Source organism: Frankia sp. AiPa1 (assembly GCF_023243075.1).
In the GTDB taxonomy this organism is placed as follows: Bacteria; Actinomycetota; Actinomycetes; order Frankiales; family Frankiaceae; genus Frankia.
Genome location: NZ_JALKFZ020000181.1, coordinates 14,429 through 31,275, shown reverse-complemented (window position 1 = coordinate 31,275; position 16,847 = coordinate 14,429). Strand labels below are relative to the sequence as shown.

The window sequence follows — 16,847 nt, the reverse complement described above, 5'->3', positions numbered from 1 at the left end:
GGGCTCCGACCCCACCGTACGTGGGTACCCGGCCGTCGTCTCGGACACGGGCGCAAGGTACCAACGAGCTGCACCGGACACAGCAGGGAGTCCCATCCAAAGCGCATCCAGGGGCGCCGCACACACCGCGCGTGCGCACGTCGAGCCCGCTGCGGTTAGCCTTTTTTGGTCGAGCGGTCTCCCGTGGTCGCGGTGTGGCCCGGTATGGCGCAGACCGAGAGGAGGGACAGGCTGACCACCAACGACGCCGATACGGTCCCCCTCTCATCGGGTGGCCGGGCCGGGCAGTCCGCCGCGGATCCGCGGCAGGCCACCATGCCGATCACGATGCGGGCGCCGTCGCGGCCGCATCTGGCCGGCGACCGGCGCCGGATTCCCGCCGACCGGCGGCCTCCCCAGGTCGGCCATCCGTCCCTGCGGCCGGGCCGGGGCATCTCGGACATCCGCGGCGCGACCACCCGACAGCGCCCGGTCGACGATCTGGACGCCACCGGCCCGGTGCTCGCTCCGCTCGGGCACCTGCCGGCCCTGGACGGATTGCGGGCGTTCGCGGTGATGGCCGTGATCGCGTACCACGCCGGAATCTCCTGGATGCCGGGTGGGCTGCTCGGCGTCGACACGTTCTTCGTGCTGTCCGGGTTCCTCATCACCGGACTACTGATCACTGAGTACCGGAACACCCGCCGCATCGATCTGCGCAGTTTCTGGATCCGTCGATCGCGCCGGCTGATGCCCGCGCTGCTGGTGCTGCTGGTCGGCGTGGCGGCCTACGCCCAGTGGATCGCCGCTCCCGGTGACGTCGCGACGGTGCGCCTCGACGCCGTCTCCACGTTGCTGTACGTCGCCAACTGGCGGTTCGCGCTGTCGGACCAGAGCTACTTCAATCACTTCTCCGCGCCGTCGCCGCTGCTGCACACCTGGTCGCTCTCCGTCGAGGAGCAGTTCTACGTCCTGTGGCCACTGATCGTGTTCCTGCTGATGCGGCACAGCGCACGCACGGTGGACCGCTGGCGACGACAGCGGCAGAAGGCACAGTCGCTGGCGCTGACCGTGGCGGTGCTGGGCGCGGGGGCCTCGGCTCTGATCGGCGCGGGGCTGCTACTGACCGGCACCGACCCGTCCCGGATCTACTACGGCACGGACAGTCGCTCGCAGGCACTGCTGGTCGGGGCGGCGCTGGCGGTATGGCGAGGGCAGCGCACCCGCCCGGTCTCCGACCGCGCGCGCTCGGTCCTGTCCGTGGCCGGCTGTGGCGCCGCCGTGGCGCTGCTGGTCATCTGGATGACCGTGAGCGGCCAGAGCCGCCCGTTGTATCTCGGCGGGTTCCTCGGCGTCGCGATCCTCGTGATGGTGCTGGTCGCCTCGCTGGTGGAGGCACCGAAGGCGCCGCTGTCCCGCTTCCTGTCGCTGGCCCCGCTGACGTTCATCGGGCGGATCTCCTACGGCCTCTACCTGTGGCACTGGCCGGTGTTCCTGACGCTGACCGCCACCCGGACCGGCGCGAACGGCGCGGTCCTGCTGCTGCTGCGCCTGGCGGCGACGCTGGCCATCACCCTGGCGTCGTTTCACCTGGTGGAGAACCCGATCCGCCGCGGCCGCATCCGGCTGCCCAAACCGCGGGTGACGGTGCCGGCGGCGTTCGCGGGCGTCCTGGCCGTGATTCTTGTCTGCACCGTCGGGGCGCCAGGATCGGTCCGCACGCCCGCACAGCTCGAGGCGCTCGCCCGCCGGGCCCAGAACGCCCCGGTGCCGGCCGTCGCTCGTCAGGTGGGTCCCTCGGCGCCGATCCAGGTGGCGCTCGGCGGCGACTCGGTGGCACTCACCCTCGACTACAGCGGCTTCTCCGTGATGGCTGCCGCCCAGGGCCTGCAGATGCACGACTACTCGATGCTCGGCTGCGGGATCGCGCGGGGCATGACGCGACGGATCCTCGGCCAGGCCGGGCCGCCCACCAACGGCTGCGATCAGTGGCCACAGCGGTTCGCGAACGAGATCAACCAGGCGAACCCGGCGATCGCGATGCTCCTCGTCGGCCGCTGGGAGGTCACCGACCAGTTGCAGAACGGCCAGTGGACGCACGTCGGCGAACCGGCCTTCGACGCATACCTGGGCCGTGAACTCGATCTCGCGATCACCACCCTCGGGGCCAAGGGGGCGAAGGTGGCGCTCCTCACCACGCCGATCTTCAAACCCACCGAGGCGTCGGACGGCAGCATCTATCCGGAGACCCGGCCCGAACGGGTGCTCCGGTTCAACGAGCTGCTCCGCCAGGCCGCCGCCCGCCATCCCGGCACCAGCGTCATTGATCTGGCCTCCGTTCTCACGCCGGGTAACCGGTATGTCGCCGAGCTCGACGGTGTTCACCTCCGCGACGATGACGGGGTGCACATCTCGGACGGTGGCGGTCGGCGGATCGGGAACGCGATCATTCCCCAGCTGTTGCAGATCGCCCGCGCACTCCCCGCATCTGCATCTGCATCAGCCCCGGCGTCCGCTTCCCAGGCCGCTGGAGCAAGACCCGGCTGAGCAGCCGCGTTTACCTGACGCTAACCTTCCGCCCACTACCAGGGTGGTCAACAGGAGGACCGACGTGCCGCGTGCGTTGATTACCGGGATTACCGGTCAGGACGGGTTGTATCTGGGTGAGCTGTTGACCGCGAAGGGTTATGAGGTGTTCGGGTTGGTTCGGGGGCAGTCGAACCCGAAGGTGGCGGTGGTGGAGCGGGTGGTGCCGGGAGTGGTGTTGTTGGAGGGGGATCTGACGGATCTTCCGTCGTTGATCGGTGCGGTGGAGATCTCGCAGCCGGATGAGGTGTACAACCTGGGGGCGATCTCGTTTGTGGGGTTGTCGTGGAAGCAGGCGGAGTTGACGGGGGAGACGACGGGGATGGGGGTGTTGCGGTTGTTGGAGGCGTTGCGGATCGCGGGTGGGAACGACATGTCGCGGGTGCGGTTTTATCAGGCGTCGTCGTCGGAGATGTTCGGGAAGGTGCGGGAGACGCCGCAGCGGGAGACGACGCCGTTTCATCCGCGGTCGCCGTATGGGGTGGCGAAGACGTTCGGGCATTATCTGACGGTGAACTATCGTGAGTCGTATGGGTTGTTTGCGTGTTCGGGGCTGCTGTTCAATCATGAGTCGCCGCGGCGGGGGATCGAGTTCGTGACGCGGAAGATCTCGCGGGCGGTGGCGCGGATTTCGTTGGGTTTGCAGGATTCGTTGACGTTGGGGAATTTGGAGTCGCGGCGGGACTGGGGTTTTGCGGGGGATTATGTGGAGGCGATGTGGTTGATGTTGCAGGAGGAGTCGGCGGATGACTATGTGGTGGCGACGGGGGAGACGCACAGTATTCGGGAATTGTTGGATGCGGCGTTCGGGCGGGTGGGGATAGCGGACTGGTCGGGGTTGGTGCGTCAGGATCCGCGGTTTTTCCGGCCGGCGGAGGTGGATGTGCTGGTGGGGGATGCGTCGAAGGCGCGGGAGGTGTTGGGGTGGCGGCCGCGGGTGGGGTTCGAGGAGTTGATCGCGATGATGGTCGACGCCGACCTCGCCACCGAGTCCGAGGCGTCCGGCAAGGCGCTGACGATCAGGTGACGGCTCCCCCCGGGCGGGTGGATCGGTCGCGGGCGGGGGTGGACCGGGCGCGGCCGGGGTTGTCCCCCGCCGTCCAGCGGGCACGACGCCCGCGTGCGTCAGGCAGCGGTGCGACATCAGGCAGCGGCGCGACATCAGGCAACGGCGCGACGTCGGACGGGGTCGTGGTGAGTCTGACCCTGTCCGAGCGGGAGCAGCCGGACGCGGCGGTCACCCGGCTCGGCGGGGCACTGCGGGGCGCCGTTCCCCTGGCCGCGGCGGGGATGCTCGCGAACGCCGCGAACCTCGGTGTCACCCTGGTGATCGCCCGGGAGATGAGCACGCGTTCCTACGGCGCGGTCGCTCAGCTCATCGCGGTCTTCTTCGTCGTATCGATGCCCGGCAGCGCGTTGCTCGTCGGCGTGGTGCGCCGGGTGACGTCCTGGCAGCATGCCGGCCAGCAGCAGCTCCTGGATGGCTGGGTGCGGCGGATCCGCCGGGTCGGGGTCGCGACGGTTCTCGTCGTCGCGACCCTCGCCGTCGCCGGACGCGGGGCGGTCGCGCACGAGTTGTCGCTGCCCGGCCCCGGCGGCGTCGCCGAAGTCATTATCGCCGGGTCGGCCTGGTGCCTGCTGTGTGTGGACCGTGGTCTGTTGCAGTGCGCCCGGCTGTACGGTCCCCTGGCCACGAATCTGCTGGTGGACGCCGTCGTCAAGGCGGGGGTCACGATCGGTCTGGTCCTCGCGGGACTGGCCGAGACCGGGGCGGCCCTCGGCATCCTGTGCGGGGTGTGTGCGGCGCTCCTGCACACCCGCCGCACCCTGGCCCGCCGCGGCGTGGTCGGCTCCCCCTTTGCGGAGCCCGGCGCGGCTCTCCCAGGCGCGGCTCTCCCGTCGCGACGGCTGGCCGTCGAGGTCGGTGCGGCGCTGGTGGCGCTGGTGCTGCTCGCGGTGCTGCAGAACATCGACGTGCTGATGCAGGGCCGGCTGACGCCGGGCCGCTCGGGGCCGTATGCGGCGGTGTCCGTGACCAGCAAGGTTCTGGTGCTGGCCGCGGTCGTGCTGGCCGGGTTCCTGCTGCCGGAGACGGCCGATCGACGGCAGCTCGGCGAGCATGCTTTGCATCAACTAGGTGCGACGATCGCGATACTGCTGGTACCGGCGGCCGGGCTGCTCACCGCCGCCTCCGTCGCACCCGACACACTTCTTGCGCTGGCCTTCGGCCCCCGCTTCACTGACGCCTCCGGCGCGCTGTTTCCTCTGGCCGCGGCGATGACCTGTCTCGGAGCTACCGTGCTGTTCACCCACTATCTGCTCGCCCTTGGTGAGCGTGGCGTCCTACTGGCCCTGGGGCTCGCGACGGCGATCGCCGTCCCGCTGCTGTGGTGGGCGGGCGGCGACCCGACCACGACCGCCCGCGCGGATCTCGCCTGCCAGGCGGTGCTCGCCGTCATCACCGGCGTCGCGGTGCTGGCCGCCGCTCGCCGCACCGCTCGGGCGGTCCGAGCATGACCGCGACCGACAACGGGCGGAGCCCCGGCGGCGTCACGATCCCGTCGACTCAGGCACAGCTGATCCTGCCGCAGGCCGGCCGGCGGGCCGCCCAGCTGGGCGTATCGGGCGTCCAGGCGGCGATGCCCCGCCGGCCCAGCCTCGCCGAGCTGGTCGAGACCTCGGGCCTGCGCCGAGTGCACATCCTGGCCTGGCGGGACCTGGACGACCCCGAGTCCGGCGGTTCGGAACTGCACGCCGACAAGGTCGCCGAGCGGTGGGCGCAGGCCGGCATCGACGTGAGCCTGCGCACGGCGCTGGCCCCGGGGCATCCCGAGTCCGTCCGGCGCAACGGGTACGCGGTGGTACGCAAGGCGGGGCGCTATTCGGTGTTCCCCCGCACAGCGCTGTCCGGGGCGCTGGGGCGCACCGGACCATGGGACGGGCTGGTCGAGATCTGGAACGGCATGCCGTTCTTCTCCCCCGTCTGGGCCCGCTGCCCGCGGGTGGTGTTCCTGCACCACGTCCACGCCGAGATGTGGCGCATGGTGCTTTCGCCGAAACTCGCGAAGGTCGGCGAGACGATGGAGTTCAAGGTCGCTCCGCCGATGTACCGGCGCACGCGGATCCTCACCCTGTCCCAGTCGTCCCGACACGAGATCATCGAGCTGCTGGGCCTGCCCCCGCGCAACATCACCGTCGTGCCGCCGGGCATCGACCCGGCCTACACCCCGTCCGGCGAACGATCCCCGCATCCGCTGGTGCTCTCCGTCGGCCGGCTGGTGCCGGTCAAGCGGTTCGACGTCCTCATCGACGCGCTGCTGCGGGCCCGGGCCGACCATCCGACGATGGAAGCGGTGATCGTCGGTGAGGGCTACGAACGACCGCAGCTGGAGAAGAAGATCGCCGCGGCCGGAGCGCAGGCGTGGCTGCGTCTGGTCGGCCGGGTCGACGACGACGAGCTGCTCGCGTTGTACCGGCGCGCCTGGATCCTGACCTCGGCCTCCGCGCGGGAGGGTTGGGGCATGACGATCACCGAGGCGGCAGCGTGCGGCGTCCCGTCGGTCGCCACCCGCATCGCCGGGCACACCGACGCCGTCATCGACGGCGAGACCGGGCTGCTCGTGGAGCCGGACGACCTTGGCCGAACACTCGCGGGTGTCCTGACCGACCGCGAGCTGCACGGCCGGCTGGCCGCCGGGGCGCTCGCCCATGCCGCGACCTTCACCTGGGCTGAGACGGCGCGAGCGACGTTCGCCGCGCTGGTCCGCGAGGCAGCCCGCCAGCGCCGCGGCGCAAGCCTGGCCGACCGACGCCGGTGATGCCGGCACACATCGCGGTAATCTCATGAGCCTGACCACCTCTGGGGCAGCCGGGCCTGCCGACACCGGGCCCGCCAGGATTGTCAGTGTGGACCCCAGCCCGCCCGGCCGGCCCCGCCGACGTTTCGCCGCCTTGCCGACTTTGCCGTCCTGGCCGACGCTCGTCCTCGCCGCCGTCGTCTACCTGCCGCTGCTGGCCACCGCGCCTGGGAAGATCGGCGCGGACACCAAGGCGTACCTGTACCTGGATCCGGGCCGGATGCTACGCCGGGCGGTCTCCATGTGGGACCCGGCGATCGGCATGGGCACGGTCACCCACCAGAACATCGGCTACCTGTTCCCGCAGGGTTTGTTCTACTGGCTGGCCCAGATCGTGGGCCTGCCAGACTGGGTCGCACAAAGGCTGTGGACCGGCTCGATTCTCTTCGGCGCGGGCGCCGGGGTGCTGTTCCTGCTGCGTTCGTTTCACTGGCCGGACCGGTTCGCCTTTGTCGCCGCACTCGGCTACATGCTCTCGCCGTATGTCCTCGAGTACGAGGCGCGGATCTCCGCGATCCTACTGCCGTACGCGGGCCTGGGCTGGCTGATCGGCATCACCGTGCGTGGGCTGCGCGAGGCCGAGCCCGGCCGGGCCGGCTGGCGGCCGTCCGGGTGGCGGTTCCCGGCGGCGTTCGCGCTGGTCGTCACGACGATCGGCAGTATCAACGCCTCCAGCCTGATCTTCATCATGTTCGCGCCGTTGCTCTGGGTGCCGTTCGCCGTCTGGGGCACCCGCGAGGTGCGCCTGGGCGCGGCGCTCGGCATGTGCCTGCGTGCGGTGCTCGCCATCTGCGTGACCTCGGCATGGTGGATGGCGGGGCTCTACACCCAGGCCGGCTACGGGCTGAACGTGCTCGCCTTCACCGAGACGATCGAGACGGTGGCGAGCAGCTCGCAGGCCTCGGAGGTGCTGCGGGGCCTGGGCAACTGGTTCTTCTACGGCCAGGACGCGCTGGGCCCGTGGATCGCCCCGGCGACCCGTTACACGCAGGCTCTCTGGCTGATCGTGGTCAGCTTCGCGCTGCCCATCCTGGCCCTGGTCGCGGCGTCCGCCATCCGCTGGGGGCAGCGCGGCTACTTCATCGCGCTGATCCTGCTGGGCACCACGATCGCCGTCGGGGTGTACCCGTACGACCATCCTTCCCCCTGGGGCCAGGTGTTCAAGGACTTCGCCGAGGGCTCGACGGCCGGGCTGGCCCTGCGCTCCCTGCCCCGCGCCGTCCCGATGGTCGCCCTGGGGCTGTCCGTCCTGCTCGCCGGGGGCCTCGCCGCCCTGGCCGAACGGCACGCCGTCCGGATCGCCGCCCGGACGGCACCCGCGCATCGCTTTCGGTCCGCGCTGCCCGGCATGGCGATGGCCGTGGTCGTCGTGCTGACCGTCGTGAACATGCTGCCGCTGTTCCAGGGCCAGTTCATCGACCGGCTGCTGGTCCGGCCCGAGAACGTCCCGACCTACGAGAAGGACCTGGCGAAGGCACTGGATGCCAAGGGCGACAGCGGTCGGGTGCTGGAACTGCCCGGCGCCGACTTCTCCCACTACCGCTGGGGCAGCACCCTCGACCCGGTCATCGAGGGCCTGATGGACCGCCCGCTGATCGTGCGGGAGCTGATCCCCTACGGCGAGGCCGGCAGCGTCGACCTGGTCCGCGCGCTCGATCGGCGGCTGCAGGAGGGGGTGCTCGAGACCTCCGCCGTGCCCGACCTCGCCCGGCTCATGAGCGCCGGCGACGTGGTACTGCGCAGCAACCTTGCCTACGAGCGCTACCGCTCGCCACGGCCACGCTCGACCTGGGACCTGTTCACCTCGAAGATCCCGGACGGCCTGCGCAAACCGACGACGTACGGCCCACCGGTGGCCGAGGACCCGGGGATCCCCTTCACCGACGAGATCACGCTCGGCACGAGGACGTCGGTGCCCGACCCACCGGCGCTGGCCGACTTCACGGTCTCGGGCACCCAGCCGATCGTGCGCACGGCGAGCACCTCGCGTCCGCTGCTCGTCAGCGGTAGCGGGGAGGCACTCGTCGACGCCGCGGCCTCCGGACTACTCACCGAGCCGATCGCGGACAACCGGGCGATCCTCTACGCCGCGCAGCTCTCCACCAAGCCGGGCGAGCTGCGCCAAGCCCTCGACGACGGCGCCGACCTGCTCGTCTCCGACACCAACCGGCTGCGTGCGGAGCGCTGGACCGGCGTACGGGAGAACGTCGGCTATGTCGAACAGCCAGGCGTCGCGCCGCTGGCGAAGGACCCGAACGACAACCGGCTGGCGCTGTTCCCCGGTGAGACCACGGCCAACGAGACGACGATGTCGCTCACCGCCCCCGGCAACACGGCTCAGATCGCCGCCGTGACCGCGTCGAGTTACGGCAACACCTTCTCCTACGCACCGTGGGACCGCCCGACCCGCGGCATCGATGGGGATCTGAACACCGCGTGGCGGGTCGGCGCCTTCACCGACCCGGCTGGCGAACAATGGCAGACGACCCTCGCCGCGCCTACCACCACCGACCACATCACCCTCGTCCAGCCGCTGACCGGCCCGCGCAACCGGTGGATCACCCGGGCGACGCTCACCTTCGACGGCGGCAGTCCCGTCACCGTCGACCTGGACCCGTCGTCGCGCACCCAGGCCGGTCAGACGGTGTCCTTCCCCGCTCGCTCGTTCAGCACCCTGCGCATCCGGGTCGACGCGACGAACACCGGCCGCCAGAGCAGCTACGACGGGGTCTCCGCGGTCGGTTTCGCCGAAGTCGAGATCCCCGGAGCGCAGGGGAGGGCACTGACGGCCGACGAGGTACTGCGGATGCCCACCGACAGCCTCGACGCCGCCGGTGCCTCCTCGATCAGCCACCGGCTCGCCCTGCAGATGTCGCGGGACCGGGCCAACCCGGCGGAGCCCTTCAAGTCGGACACCGAGTCGATGATGGCCCGCTCGTTCGACCTGCCCACCGCCCGCACGTTCGCACTGACCGGCACCGCCCGGGTCTCGGCCTACGCGTCCGACGACACCATCGACCGAACCATGGGCCGCCCGGCGAACCTGCCCGTGGACACGTCGTCCGGCCGCCTGCCCGGAGCCATCGGCGACCGCGCCTCCAGCGCCTTCGACGGTGACGCCGCCACGGTCTGGAGCCCCGGCATCGGCGACCAGCACGGCGCGTGGATCCAGACGTCCTCTCCCACGCCGGTCACCGCGTCCTCGGTGACGATGACCCTGGTCGCGGACGGACGGCACTCGGTACCGACCCGGATCGGCCTGGTCGTCGACGGCCACTCCGTCGGCTCGGTGAGCGTGCCACCGGTCAGCGACACCACCCAGCGCGGCGGCACCCGCCAGGTGACGCTGAACTTCCCCGCCGTCACCGGCAGCACCTGGCAGTTCGTCGTGGACGACGCCCGCACGGTGAAGAGCCTCGACCCGATCAGCCACTCGCCGCTGGCGATGCCGGTCGGTATCGCCGAGATCGGCCTGCCCGGAGTGACCGCCGCGCCCGGCACCCCCCAGCTGCCCACGCAGCTCGCCGGAACCTGCCGCGACGACCTGGTCAGCGTCGACGGTCATCCGGTCGGCATTCGGGTCGACGGCTCCACCGCGGATGCGGGCAACCGGCTGGGCCTACGGGTATCGACCTGCGGCGGCGCGCTCTCCCTGGCGGCCGGCGGGCACGTGGTGCGCACCGCCGACGGCGCGAACCTCGGCATCGACATCGACCGGCTGCTGTTCGCCTCCGACGCGGGCGGCGGCCCGTGGCTGGGCGCCGGTGACACCGGGACCGACACCGAGACCAGCGATCAGGGCGCCGCGAACCCCGCCACTCCACGGATCAGCGTCCAGTCGTCGTCGGCGACCTCGTTCACCACCAGGGTCACCGGAGCGGATCCGGGCACGCCGTTCTGGCTGGTGCTCGGCGAGAGCCTGTCGGCGGGCTGGCACGCGACTGTGAACGGATCCGACGCGGGCGCCCCCCGCCTCGTCGACGCCTACGCCAACGGCTGGCGGATCAGCCCGACGACCACCTCGTTCACCGTGACCTTCACCTGGAAACCGCAACAGGTCATCCGGTACTCCCTGGTGCTGTCCGCGGTGACGGTCGTGTTCTTCCTCTCCCTGCTGGTGATCACCACAGGACGCCGCCGGCCGCGCAGGAGCATGCCCGCCGATCTGCCCACGCTGGACCCGTGGCCGCCGGGGACGAACGACCGGGTCGGGGTGCGCACCGCGGTGGCCGCGGCCGTCGGCGCCGGGGCGCTGTCCGCCGTGCTCGTCTCGCCCCCGGCGGGTCTGGTGGTGGCGCTGGCGACGCTGGTGGCGCTGCTCGTCCCGCGCGGGCGCTGGCTGACCCGGGTCGCGCCGGCGCTGTGTCTGGCCGCGAGCGCGCTGTACGTCCTCGAGGTACAGGACCGGCATTCCCTGCCGACCAACGGCGACTGGGTCTCGGAATTCGGCCGCGTCGCCACGCTGTCCTGGCTGGCGGTCCTGCTGCTGGCAGCGGACCAGCTGGTCACGGTTCTACAGGGCCGCCGGAGCCGCCGGAGCCGCCCGGCACCCTGACCGGCAGTCCCGGCGGTCCGAGCAGGAGATCGGCAAGCCGTTCCAGCTCGGCCGCTGGGTCACCGGTCAGACCGGTGTGCACCGGCGACGTCTGCACGATCGTGCTGCGCGGCGCCGTCAGCCAACGGAACCGCTCCCCCACTCCGGGCCGCCCCGCCGGCCCCGCCGCCGCCCCGCCCCGGCAGACCGCGGCGAAGGCACCCAGATGCGTCGCGACCCACTCGACGTCCAGATACGGATCCAGCATGGTCAGGCGCGCGGCGTCCAGCCGGCAGCGCAGATCCAGAAAACCCGACCGCTGGCAGTACAGCACCACCCCGACGTTGAGGAACTCACCGCGTTCCACCCGCGGCACCAGCCGAATCACGGCGTACTCAAACAGCTCACGCTCTGCTGGCTCACGCTCTGCTGGCTGGCGCATGGCCGGCTCACGCATGGCCGGTCCGCAGCCAGTCCCCCGCGCGCAGCCAGTCCGGCCGCCCGGACCTGCCGCGATCCTCCTTCGCGCCGGCCTTCCTCGCGCCGCCGTCGGCGGACTCGAGCGCCGCGACCACCGCATCCCGCCAGGCCGCCCGGGCCGCGAGCCGGGCCAGCAGCCACCGCACATAGCGGCCGCGGGGCACGTCGTCCAGCCAGTCCCGCGGAACCCGCTCGAGGACGGCGGTGAGCAACTCCTCGTCGACCCTCCCGGCGAGCTGGGCGTCGGCCTCGACGAATGCCTCCGGCCGGGCCGCCACCGCCGGCAGCAGCACATGGTCGGCCACCCCGGGAAGTGGCCGACCAACCGCCGCGTCCGCACTCGGCCAGTCGTGATGCGGATAGAGCGCGGCGCCGTGGTCGATCAGCCAGAGGCCGCTGCCCCACACCAACAGGTTCGGATTGCGCCACGACCGATCCACGTTGAGGCTCAGCGCGTCCAGCCAGAGCACCCGCGCGGCGAGTTCCGGGGCGACGGGGAAGGCCAGCGGGTCGTAGGTGATCGACCCGGGCAGGTAGTCCATCCCGAGGTTCGGCCCGGCGCTGGCGCGTAGCAGATCCTGCACCTCCTGGTCGGGCTCGGTCCGCCCGAGCCGCGGGTCGACCTCGACCACCACGATCTCCGGAACGGCGAGACCCAGCTCCCGGGCGAGCTCCCCGACGACCACCTCGGCGACCAGCGCCGCCTTCCCCTGACCGGCGCCGCGGAACTTCACCACCCAGGTACCGAGATCATCACCCTCCATCAGACCGGGCAGGCTGCCGCCTTCTCGCAGCGGCGCCGCGTAGCGCACGGCGGTGACGTGTCGCATCAGCCGGCCCGGGCCCCGGACGAGAGCCCTTCCGGCGGAAGGTTCGCCGCCCGCGCCAGAGCCGCGAGGTCGCGGATGACCAGGTTCCGATAGCCCGTGTCGAGCACCCCGCCCTGGCGTAGATCCCGCAGCGATTTGTGTACGGTCGGCTCCGCCGCGCCCACCAGCCCGGCGAGCTCAGGCTGCGTCAGGGAAATGCCCACCGCGCGGCGCCCGTCCGCCATGTCCTGGCCATAGTTTCGCTGCAGCTCGAAAATGACCCGCGCCACCCGGACCGCCACCGAGGACCCGGTGAACTCCACCCGGCGACGCGTCGCCGAGCGCAGCTTGGAGCCGATCGTGCTGCTCACCACCCGATGCACCCCCGGCGCGCGCTCCAGCAGGGCGTGGAACTCGTCCGGCATGATTATCTTGGTCAGGACGGCACCGACGGCCGCTACCGTGGCCAGTCGGGGCTCCGCGTCCAGCCCGGCCAGCTCGCCGACCAGGTCACCGCCGCGGCGGATCGCCAGCAGCGCCTCCCCACCCGTCTCCGTGGCCGCCGTGATCTTCACCCAGCCACGCAGCAGTAACACGACGAAGGTCGTGCGCTCTTCTTCCCGTATGATCACTTCTTCGGGCAGGTAATCCCGGTAGACGCCGGAGGCGAGAAGCGCATTCTGGTCGGGCGGGGAAAGCCGGCCCAGCACGCTGCCCTCGGGCCACTGGAACCGAGTTTGCGGTCGCACAGACCAGAGTGTGTCACCGCCACCGAATCTCCGCGCCGTCAAATGGACGACGGCCCGCGACGGGTTCAGACCCGATGCGGCATGAGGGCGTCCGCGGGGATGACTCCCAGGCGCCCCGCCTGGTAGTCCTCGACCGCCTGGGCGAGCTCCGCCCGGGTGTTCATGACGAACGGCCCGTACATCTCGACGTGCTCCCGGATCGGACGCCCGCCGAGCAGCAACACCTCAAGCTGCGGACCGGCTCCGTCCTGCCGCTCGGCCGCGGCGACGGTCACCAGATCGCCATGACCGAACACGGCCAGCTGCCCGGCCTCGATCGCCGCGCCCGCGCTCGTCCCCGCCCCCGGCCCCACTCCCCCGCGCCCGCCGAGCACATAGGCGAGCGCGTTGAACTCCGGGTTCCACGGCACGTGCACGGTGGCCCCCGGACTCACCGTGACATGCACCACCGAGATCGGCGTGTGCGTCGAGCCCGGCCCCCGGTGTGCCCCCACCTCACCGGCGATCACCCGCAGCAACGCCCCGCCGTCGGGCGAGGTCACCAGCGTGACCTGGCCACCCTCGAGGTTCTGGTAGCGCGGGGCGGTGAACTTGTCCTTGGCCGGCAGGTTCACCCAGAGCTGGACACCATGGAACAGCCCGCCACGGACCACCAGCTCCTCGGGCGGCGTCTCGATGTGCAGGATCCCCGCGCCCGCGGTCATCCACTGGGTCGCCCCATCGGTGATCAGGCCGCCGCCGCCGTGCGAGTCCTGGTGCTGAAACGTACCGTCGATCATGTAGGTGACGGTCTCGAACCCGCGGTGCGGGTGCCACGGCGTCCCCTTCGGCTCACCGGGCCCGTAGTCCACCGCCCCCATCTCGTCCATGTGGATGAACGGGTCGAGGTCGGCGAGCCGTACTCCGGCGAACGCCCGGCGCACCGGGAACCCCTCGCCCTCCCGGCCACTCGGCGCGCTCGTGACGCTGCGGACCGGCCGCTCGACGTCGCCAAGGCCGGGCCCGGCCAGCCGCGACAGGTGGACGGTATCTGCAGTGACGGCAGGCATGACATCCTCCAGCTCCAGTTAGTTGCAATAACAACTATCTGTGCGCCGCAACAGCGGACTCACGAGGATTCTTCCCGCTGGTAAACGGCAGAAGCCGCCCAACGCCAACAACTCTGGGGTGGGTGACGGGACTTGAACCTGTCCCGGCCGATCCTCCGACCTGCGCCTATCACATACTGCCTGGTCAGAGCGTCAGCTTCGGTCAGTCCCGGTGAGCTTCCGTCGGGTTGCACCGGTGTGTGCTACCGGCGGTGCAACCGTCCGATCATGGTCTGCGGATGTCGGTCGCTGCCCCCTGCTGCTGCTCTCGGATGTTCGACAACCTGCTGTCGACGATAGCCCGTCGAGCCGGGACGTCACACCCGGTGGGGATGGCCGGACGGCGTCACAGGTGGGGCCCAGCTCGTCAGACGGCGGGGAGGATCGATCCACCGGGGCGGCTGCCGTCCGGCCGTGTTCGGGTCGTCGGAACCGGCGACCGTCCGTCGGAAGCAGCTCGCTCGCGCGTCCAAGGCCACTGGCGCGGTCGGGGTGCTGTGATTCGCGGTCTGCGGGCGTGGAGATGCTCGTCGGATGCATTGCGCTGGCGGGTCCGGGCCCGGTCGATGCGGCCTGGGGCCACCGGACACGAAGTGCCCTCAACACCCAACGCCCAACACCCCGAAACGTCACTTACGTTTCGTAAAAGTGGAAACAGAACGTTTCACGATTCGATCTGACGAAACGTAACAGGATAGGGCGTTCCGGTAGGGCTGCCCGGTCTGCGCTTGGGATTCTGCGGCTCTGACCTGGAAGAATACCCGTCAAACGACGCTTCTGGAGCGCGGCACCCCCGGCGCCCCGACGACCCCCGCGACCCCGGACGGGTCGAAAACGGCCAATGCAGAACGGCAACGGTTCGACCGTCGGCTCCTTGCATTTTTTCGCCGTTTCCCGCGTGGTTCTGAACTGTCGGAGTGCCGGTCGGGTCAAGGGTCATCCGAAGGATGATCGCTTGCGACGCGCTTTAGCGCGCCCTTGATGCGGCCGGTGCGTAGACGGATGCTCCTCGCGTCGGGAAGCGGGGAATGCCCGCCGAGGTGGCCAACGGAAATCGACTGTCGGCCTGGCCGCGCCGCAGAACATGAGCGCCGTAGGCCCGTTTCTGCTTCTCGGGTGTCGGGTGGGTGGTGACGCTCCGACCGGGTCGACGCTCCGACACTCCCGCGGGGCCGACGCTCCGGCGGGGAGGGGCCGCGCTTTGCGCGGCCCGGGGCCCCGACGTGTGCGGCGAGCTCCGCGGGCGTGGCGCGTGTGACGGCGCGGCGTGTGCGGCACCATCCACCGGCGGCCCGCAGGGCCGCCCTTGAAGTGCAATAGAAACTTAGCGACGATCTTGGTCTCACTCGCCTCAGCAGGCAGGATGTCGATGCGAGTCGACGCGCATGAGTTGCCCGCATGCCGGCGAAGACCCTGAAGATCATTGAGCTCGCGGTACCAGGGTCCGCGCACTCGCCGCACTCTCCGGGCTACCCCCAGTCCCGGACTGTTGGGAGGCAATGGGAGACTATCTCAATCTGCAGGGGGGGCGGTAGAGATATGGACCAAGAGCACAGCACGGCGGCGCAACAGGGAGCATCACGAGACTTCGGTCGGCCGGAGGATGCGACGCTCAATTTTTTTATCTCGTACACAACTTCTGACCGTCCATGGGCCGAGTGGATTGCATGGCAGTTGGAAGAAAAGGGATTCCGGGTTTTTATTCAAGATTGGGATTCCATCCCCGGAAGAAATTGGATGTTCGGCATGCAGCGAGGTGCGACAGAAGCGGAGCACACCATTGCTCTACTTTCAGACGATTACCTCGACTCCGTGTATGGCCAGGCAGAATGGCAAGCGGCGCAGGCCGCAGACCCGGCCGGTTTTCGAAGTAAGCTTGTACCAATCCGAGTAATGGATTGCCCCCGCCCCGGACTACTGGGTCAGATCGTTTCATTCGATCTATTCGGCCTCTCGGAGCCAACGGCGAAGCTCCGCCTGATCGAACAGATCAAAGCGGTTAGAATCGGTCGCGCGAAGCCGACCTCGGCACCCCCCTTCCCGGCACGCAATATTATTGCACCCGGCCACGAACCCCGCTTCCCGGGAGAATCTGACACCCCTTTCACACCCACCACGCGCTCACATCACGCCATGGCCATGTCGACCGAGGCGAGATACTCCCAACCTAGCAATCTGACCCATCACCCAATCTCTCCTGACCAGAACTACTCGGTAGAGTCAGGAGACTCGCAGCAGCAGAGTGCGGCGACCATACATTCCACTCGGAACACCGAGCGGATCAAAAAACATCCAGAAAAGAGTCGCCTTAACGCCGCACTGATGGTTTCCTCTTATTTTCCGGTCCTAGGATGGTTCACACTTCGCCGTCGAAACAAAGAGGTGCGCTTCCACGCCATCCAAGCCATCGAGATTGACATACTTTTCTGCGTTTTCACCGCAATCGGCACGATCGCTGACGTGCATTCAGAAGAGGCACTGAGTCTTACGTTCGGAATTATTGTCTTCACGGTTGGAATCGGCTTTCGACTATGGCTTCTAATGCTGATATGGATGCACCAAAACCCTCGACTATATCTACTCGGAACCCTGGCCAGGAATCTTGCATCAAAACTCAGTTGAGTACTTCGACGCAAGATTTACATGAAGCCACCACCCTTCGACTCTAATCCAATTAAAGTTGCTAATTCCGGCCAAATTACTATTCAAGTCCTCAGATGGTTAACCTCTGCGCAATATTCACACAACATCTTGCAATGAATAGC

At 69.4% G+C, this 16,847-nt stretch carries 10 protein-coding genes; 6 read left to right on the top strand and 4 right to left on the bottom strand.

The window, feature by feature from the left end:
• Positions 1-204 precede the first annotated feature (204 nt).
• From MXD95_RS23825 to MXD95_RS23805, 5 genes are all read left to right on the top strand, one after another.
• A complete protein-coding gene (locus tag MXD95_RS23825; RefSeq protein WP_250642940.1) occupies positions 205-2,526 on the top strand; it encodes an acyltransferase family protein in 2,322 nt (773 codons plus the stop codon).
• A 64-nt stretch (positions 2,527-2,590) separates the two neighbouring features.
• On the top strand, positions 2,591-3,592 hold the full coding sequence (gene gmd / locus MXD95_RS23820) for a GDP-mannose 4,6-dehydratase (protein ID WP_250642939.1): 1,002 nt from the start codon (positions 2,591-2,593) through the stop codon (positions 3,590-3,592).
• A 167-nt stretch (positions 3,593-3,759) separates the two neighbouring features.
• Positions 3,760-5,082, top strand: a complete 1,323-nt coding sequence (locus MXD95_RS23815; protein ID WP_250642938.1) for a hypothetical protein — start codon at positions 3,760-3,762, stop codon at positions 5,080-5,082.
• Complete coding sequence (locus MXD95_RS23810; RefSeq protein ID WP_250642937.1) at positions 5,079-6,383, top strand: glycosyltransferase family 4 protein; 1,305 nt, start codon at positions 5,079-5,081, stop codon at positions 6,381-6,383. The genes MXD95_RS23815 and MXD95_RS23810 overlap by 4 nt, the downstream gene beginning before the upstream one ends.
• Positions 6,384-6,408: 25 nt before the next feature.
• Entirely contained in the window at positions 6,409-10,977 is a 4,569-nt protein-coding gene (locus tag MXD95_RS23805; protein ID WP_250642936.1) for an alpha-(1->3)-arabinofuranosyltransferase domain-containing protein, read from the top strand.
• On the opposite strand, the gene MXD95_RS23800 is transcribed toward MXD95_RS23805, so the two are convergent.
• From MXD95_RS23800 to MXD95_RS23785, 4 genes are all read right to left on the bottom strand, one after another.
• Entirely contained in the window at positions 10,928-11,398 is a 471-nt protein-coding gene (locus MXD95_RS23800; protein ID WP_250642935.1) for a DUF3037 domain-containing protein, read from the bottom strand. The two genes, MXD95_RS23805 and MXD95_RS23800, sit on opposite strands and share 50 nt — an antisense overlap.
• Positions 11,399-11,405: 7 nt before the next feature.
• A complete protein-coding gene (locus tag MXD95_RS23795) occupies positions 11,406-12,269 on the bottom strand; it encodes a HipA family kinase (RefSeq protein WP_250642977.1) in 864 nt (287 codons plus the stop codon).
• Complete coding sequence (locus tag MXD95_RS23790; protein WP_250642934.1) at positions 12,266-12,994, bottom strand: Crp/Fnr family transcriptional regulator; 729 nt, start codon at positions 12,992-12,994, stop codon at positions 12,266-12,268. Before MXD95_RS23790 ends, MXD95_RS23795 begins: the two co-directional genes overlap by 4 nt.
• A gap of 65 nt (positions 12,995-13,059) precedes the next feature.
• Complete coding sequence (locus tag MXD95_RS23785; RefSeq protein WP_250642933.1) at positions 13,060-14,043, bottom strand: pirin family protein; 984 nt, start codon at positions 14,041-14,043, stop codon at positions 13,060-13,062.
• Positions 14,044-15,621: 1,578 nt separating this feature from the next.
• On the opposite strand from MXD95_RS23785, the gene MXD95_RS23780 reads away from it, so the two are divergent.
• Positions 15,622-16,704: a TIR domain-containing protein gene (locus MXD95_RS23780; protein ID WP_250642932.1), complete on the top strand. Its 1,083-nt coding sequence runs from the start codon at positions 15,622-15,624 to the stop codon at positions 16,702-16,704.
• Positions 16,705-16,847: the final 143 nt, after the last annotated feature.

Excerpts from the sequence above, each read along its gene's own strand:
- MXD95_RS23825 (WP_250642940.1), top strand. The coding sequence starts at position 205 with ATGGCGCAGACCGAGAGGAGGGACAGGCTGACCACCAACGACGCCGAT.
- MXD95_RS23810 (WP_250642937.1), top strand. The coding sequence starts at position 5,079 with ATGACCGCGACCGACAACGGGCGGAGCCCCGGCGGCGTCACGATCCCG.
- MXD95_RS23805 (WP_250642936.1), top strand. The coding sequence starts at position 6,409 with ATGAGCCTGACCACCTCTGGGGCAGCCGGGCCTGCCGACACCGGGCCC.
- MXD95_RS23800 (WP_250642935.1), bottom strand. The coding sequence starts at position 11,398 with ATGCGCCAGCCAGCAGAGCGTGAGCCAGCAGAGCGTGAGCTGTTTGAG.
- MXD95_RS23785 (WP_250642933.1), bottom strand. The coding sequence starts at position 14,043 with ATGCCTGCCGTCACTGCAGATACCGTCCACCTGTCGCGGCTGGCCGGG.
- MXD95_RS23780 (WP_250642932.1), top strand. The coding sequence starts at position 15,622 with ATGGACCAAGAGCACAGCACGGCGGCGCAACAGGGAGCATCACGAGAC.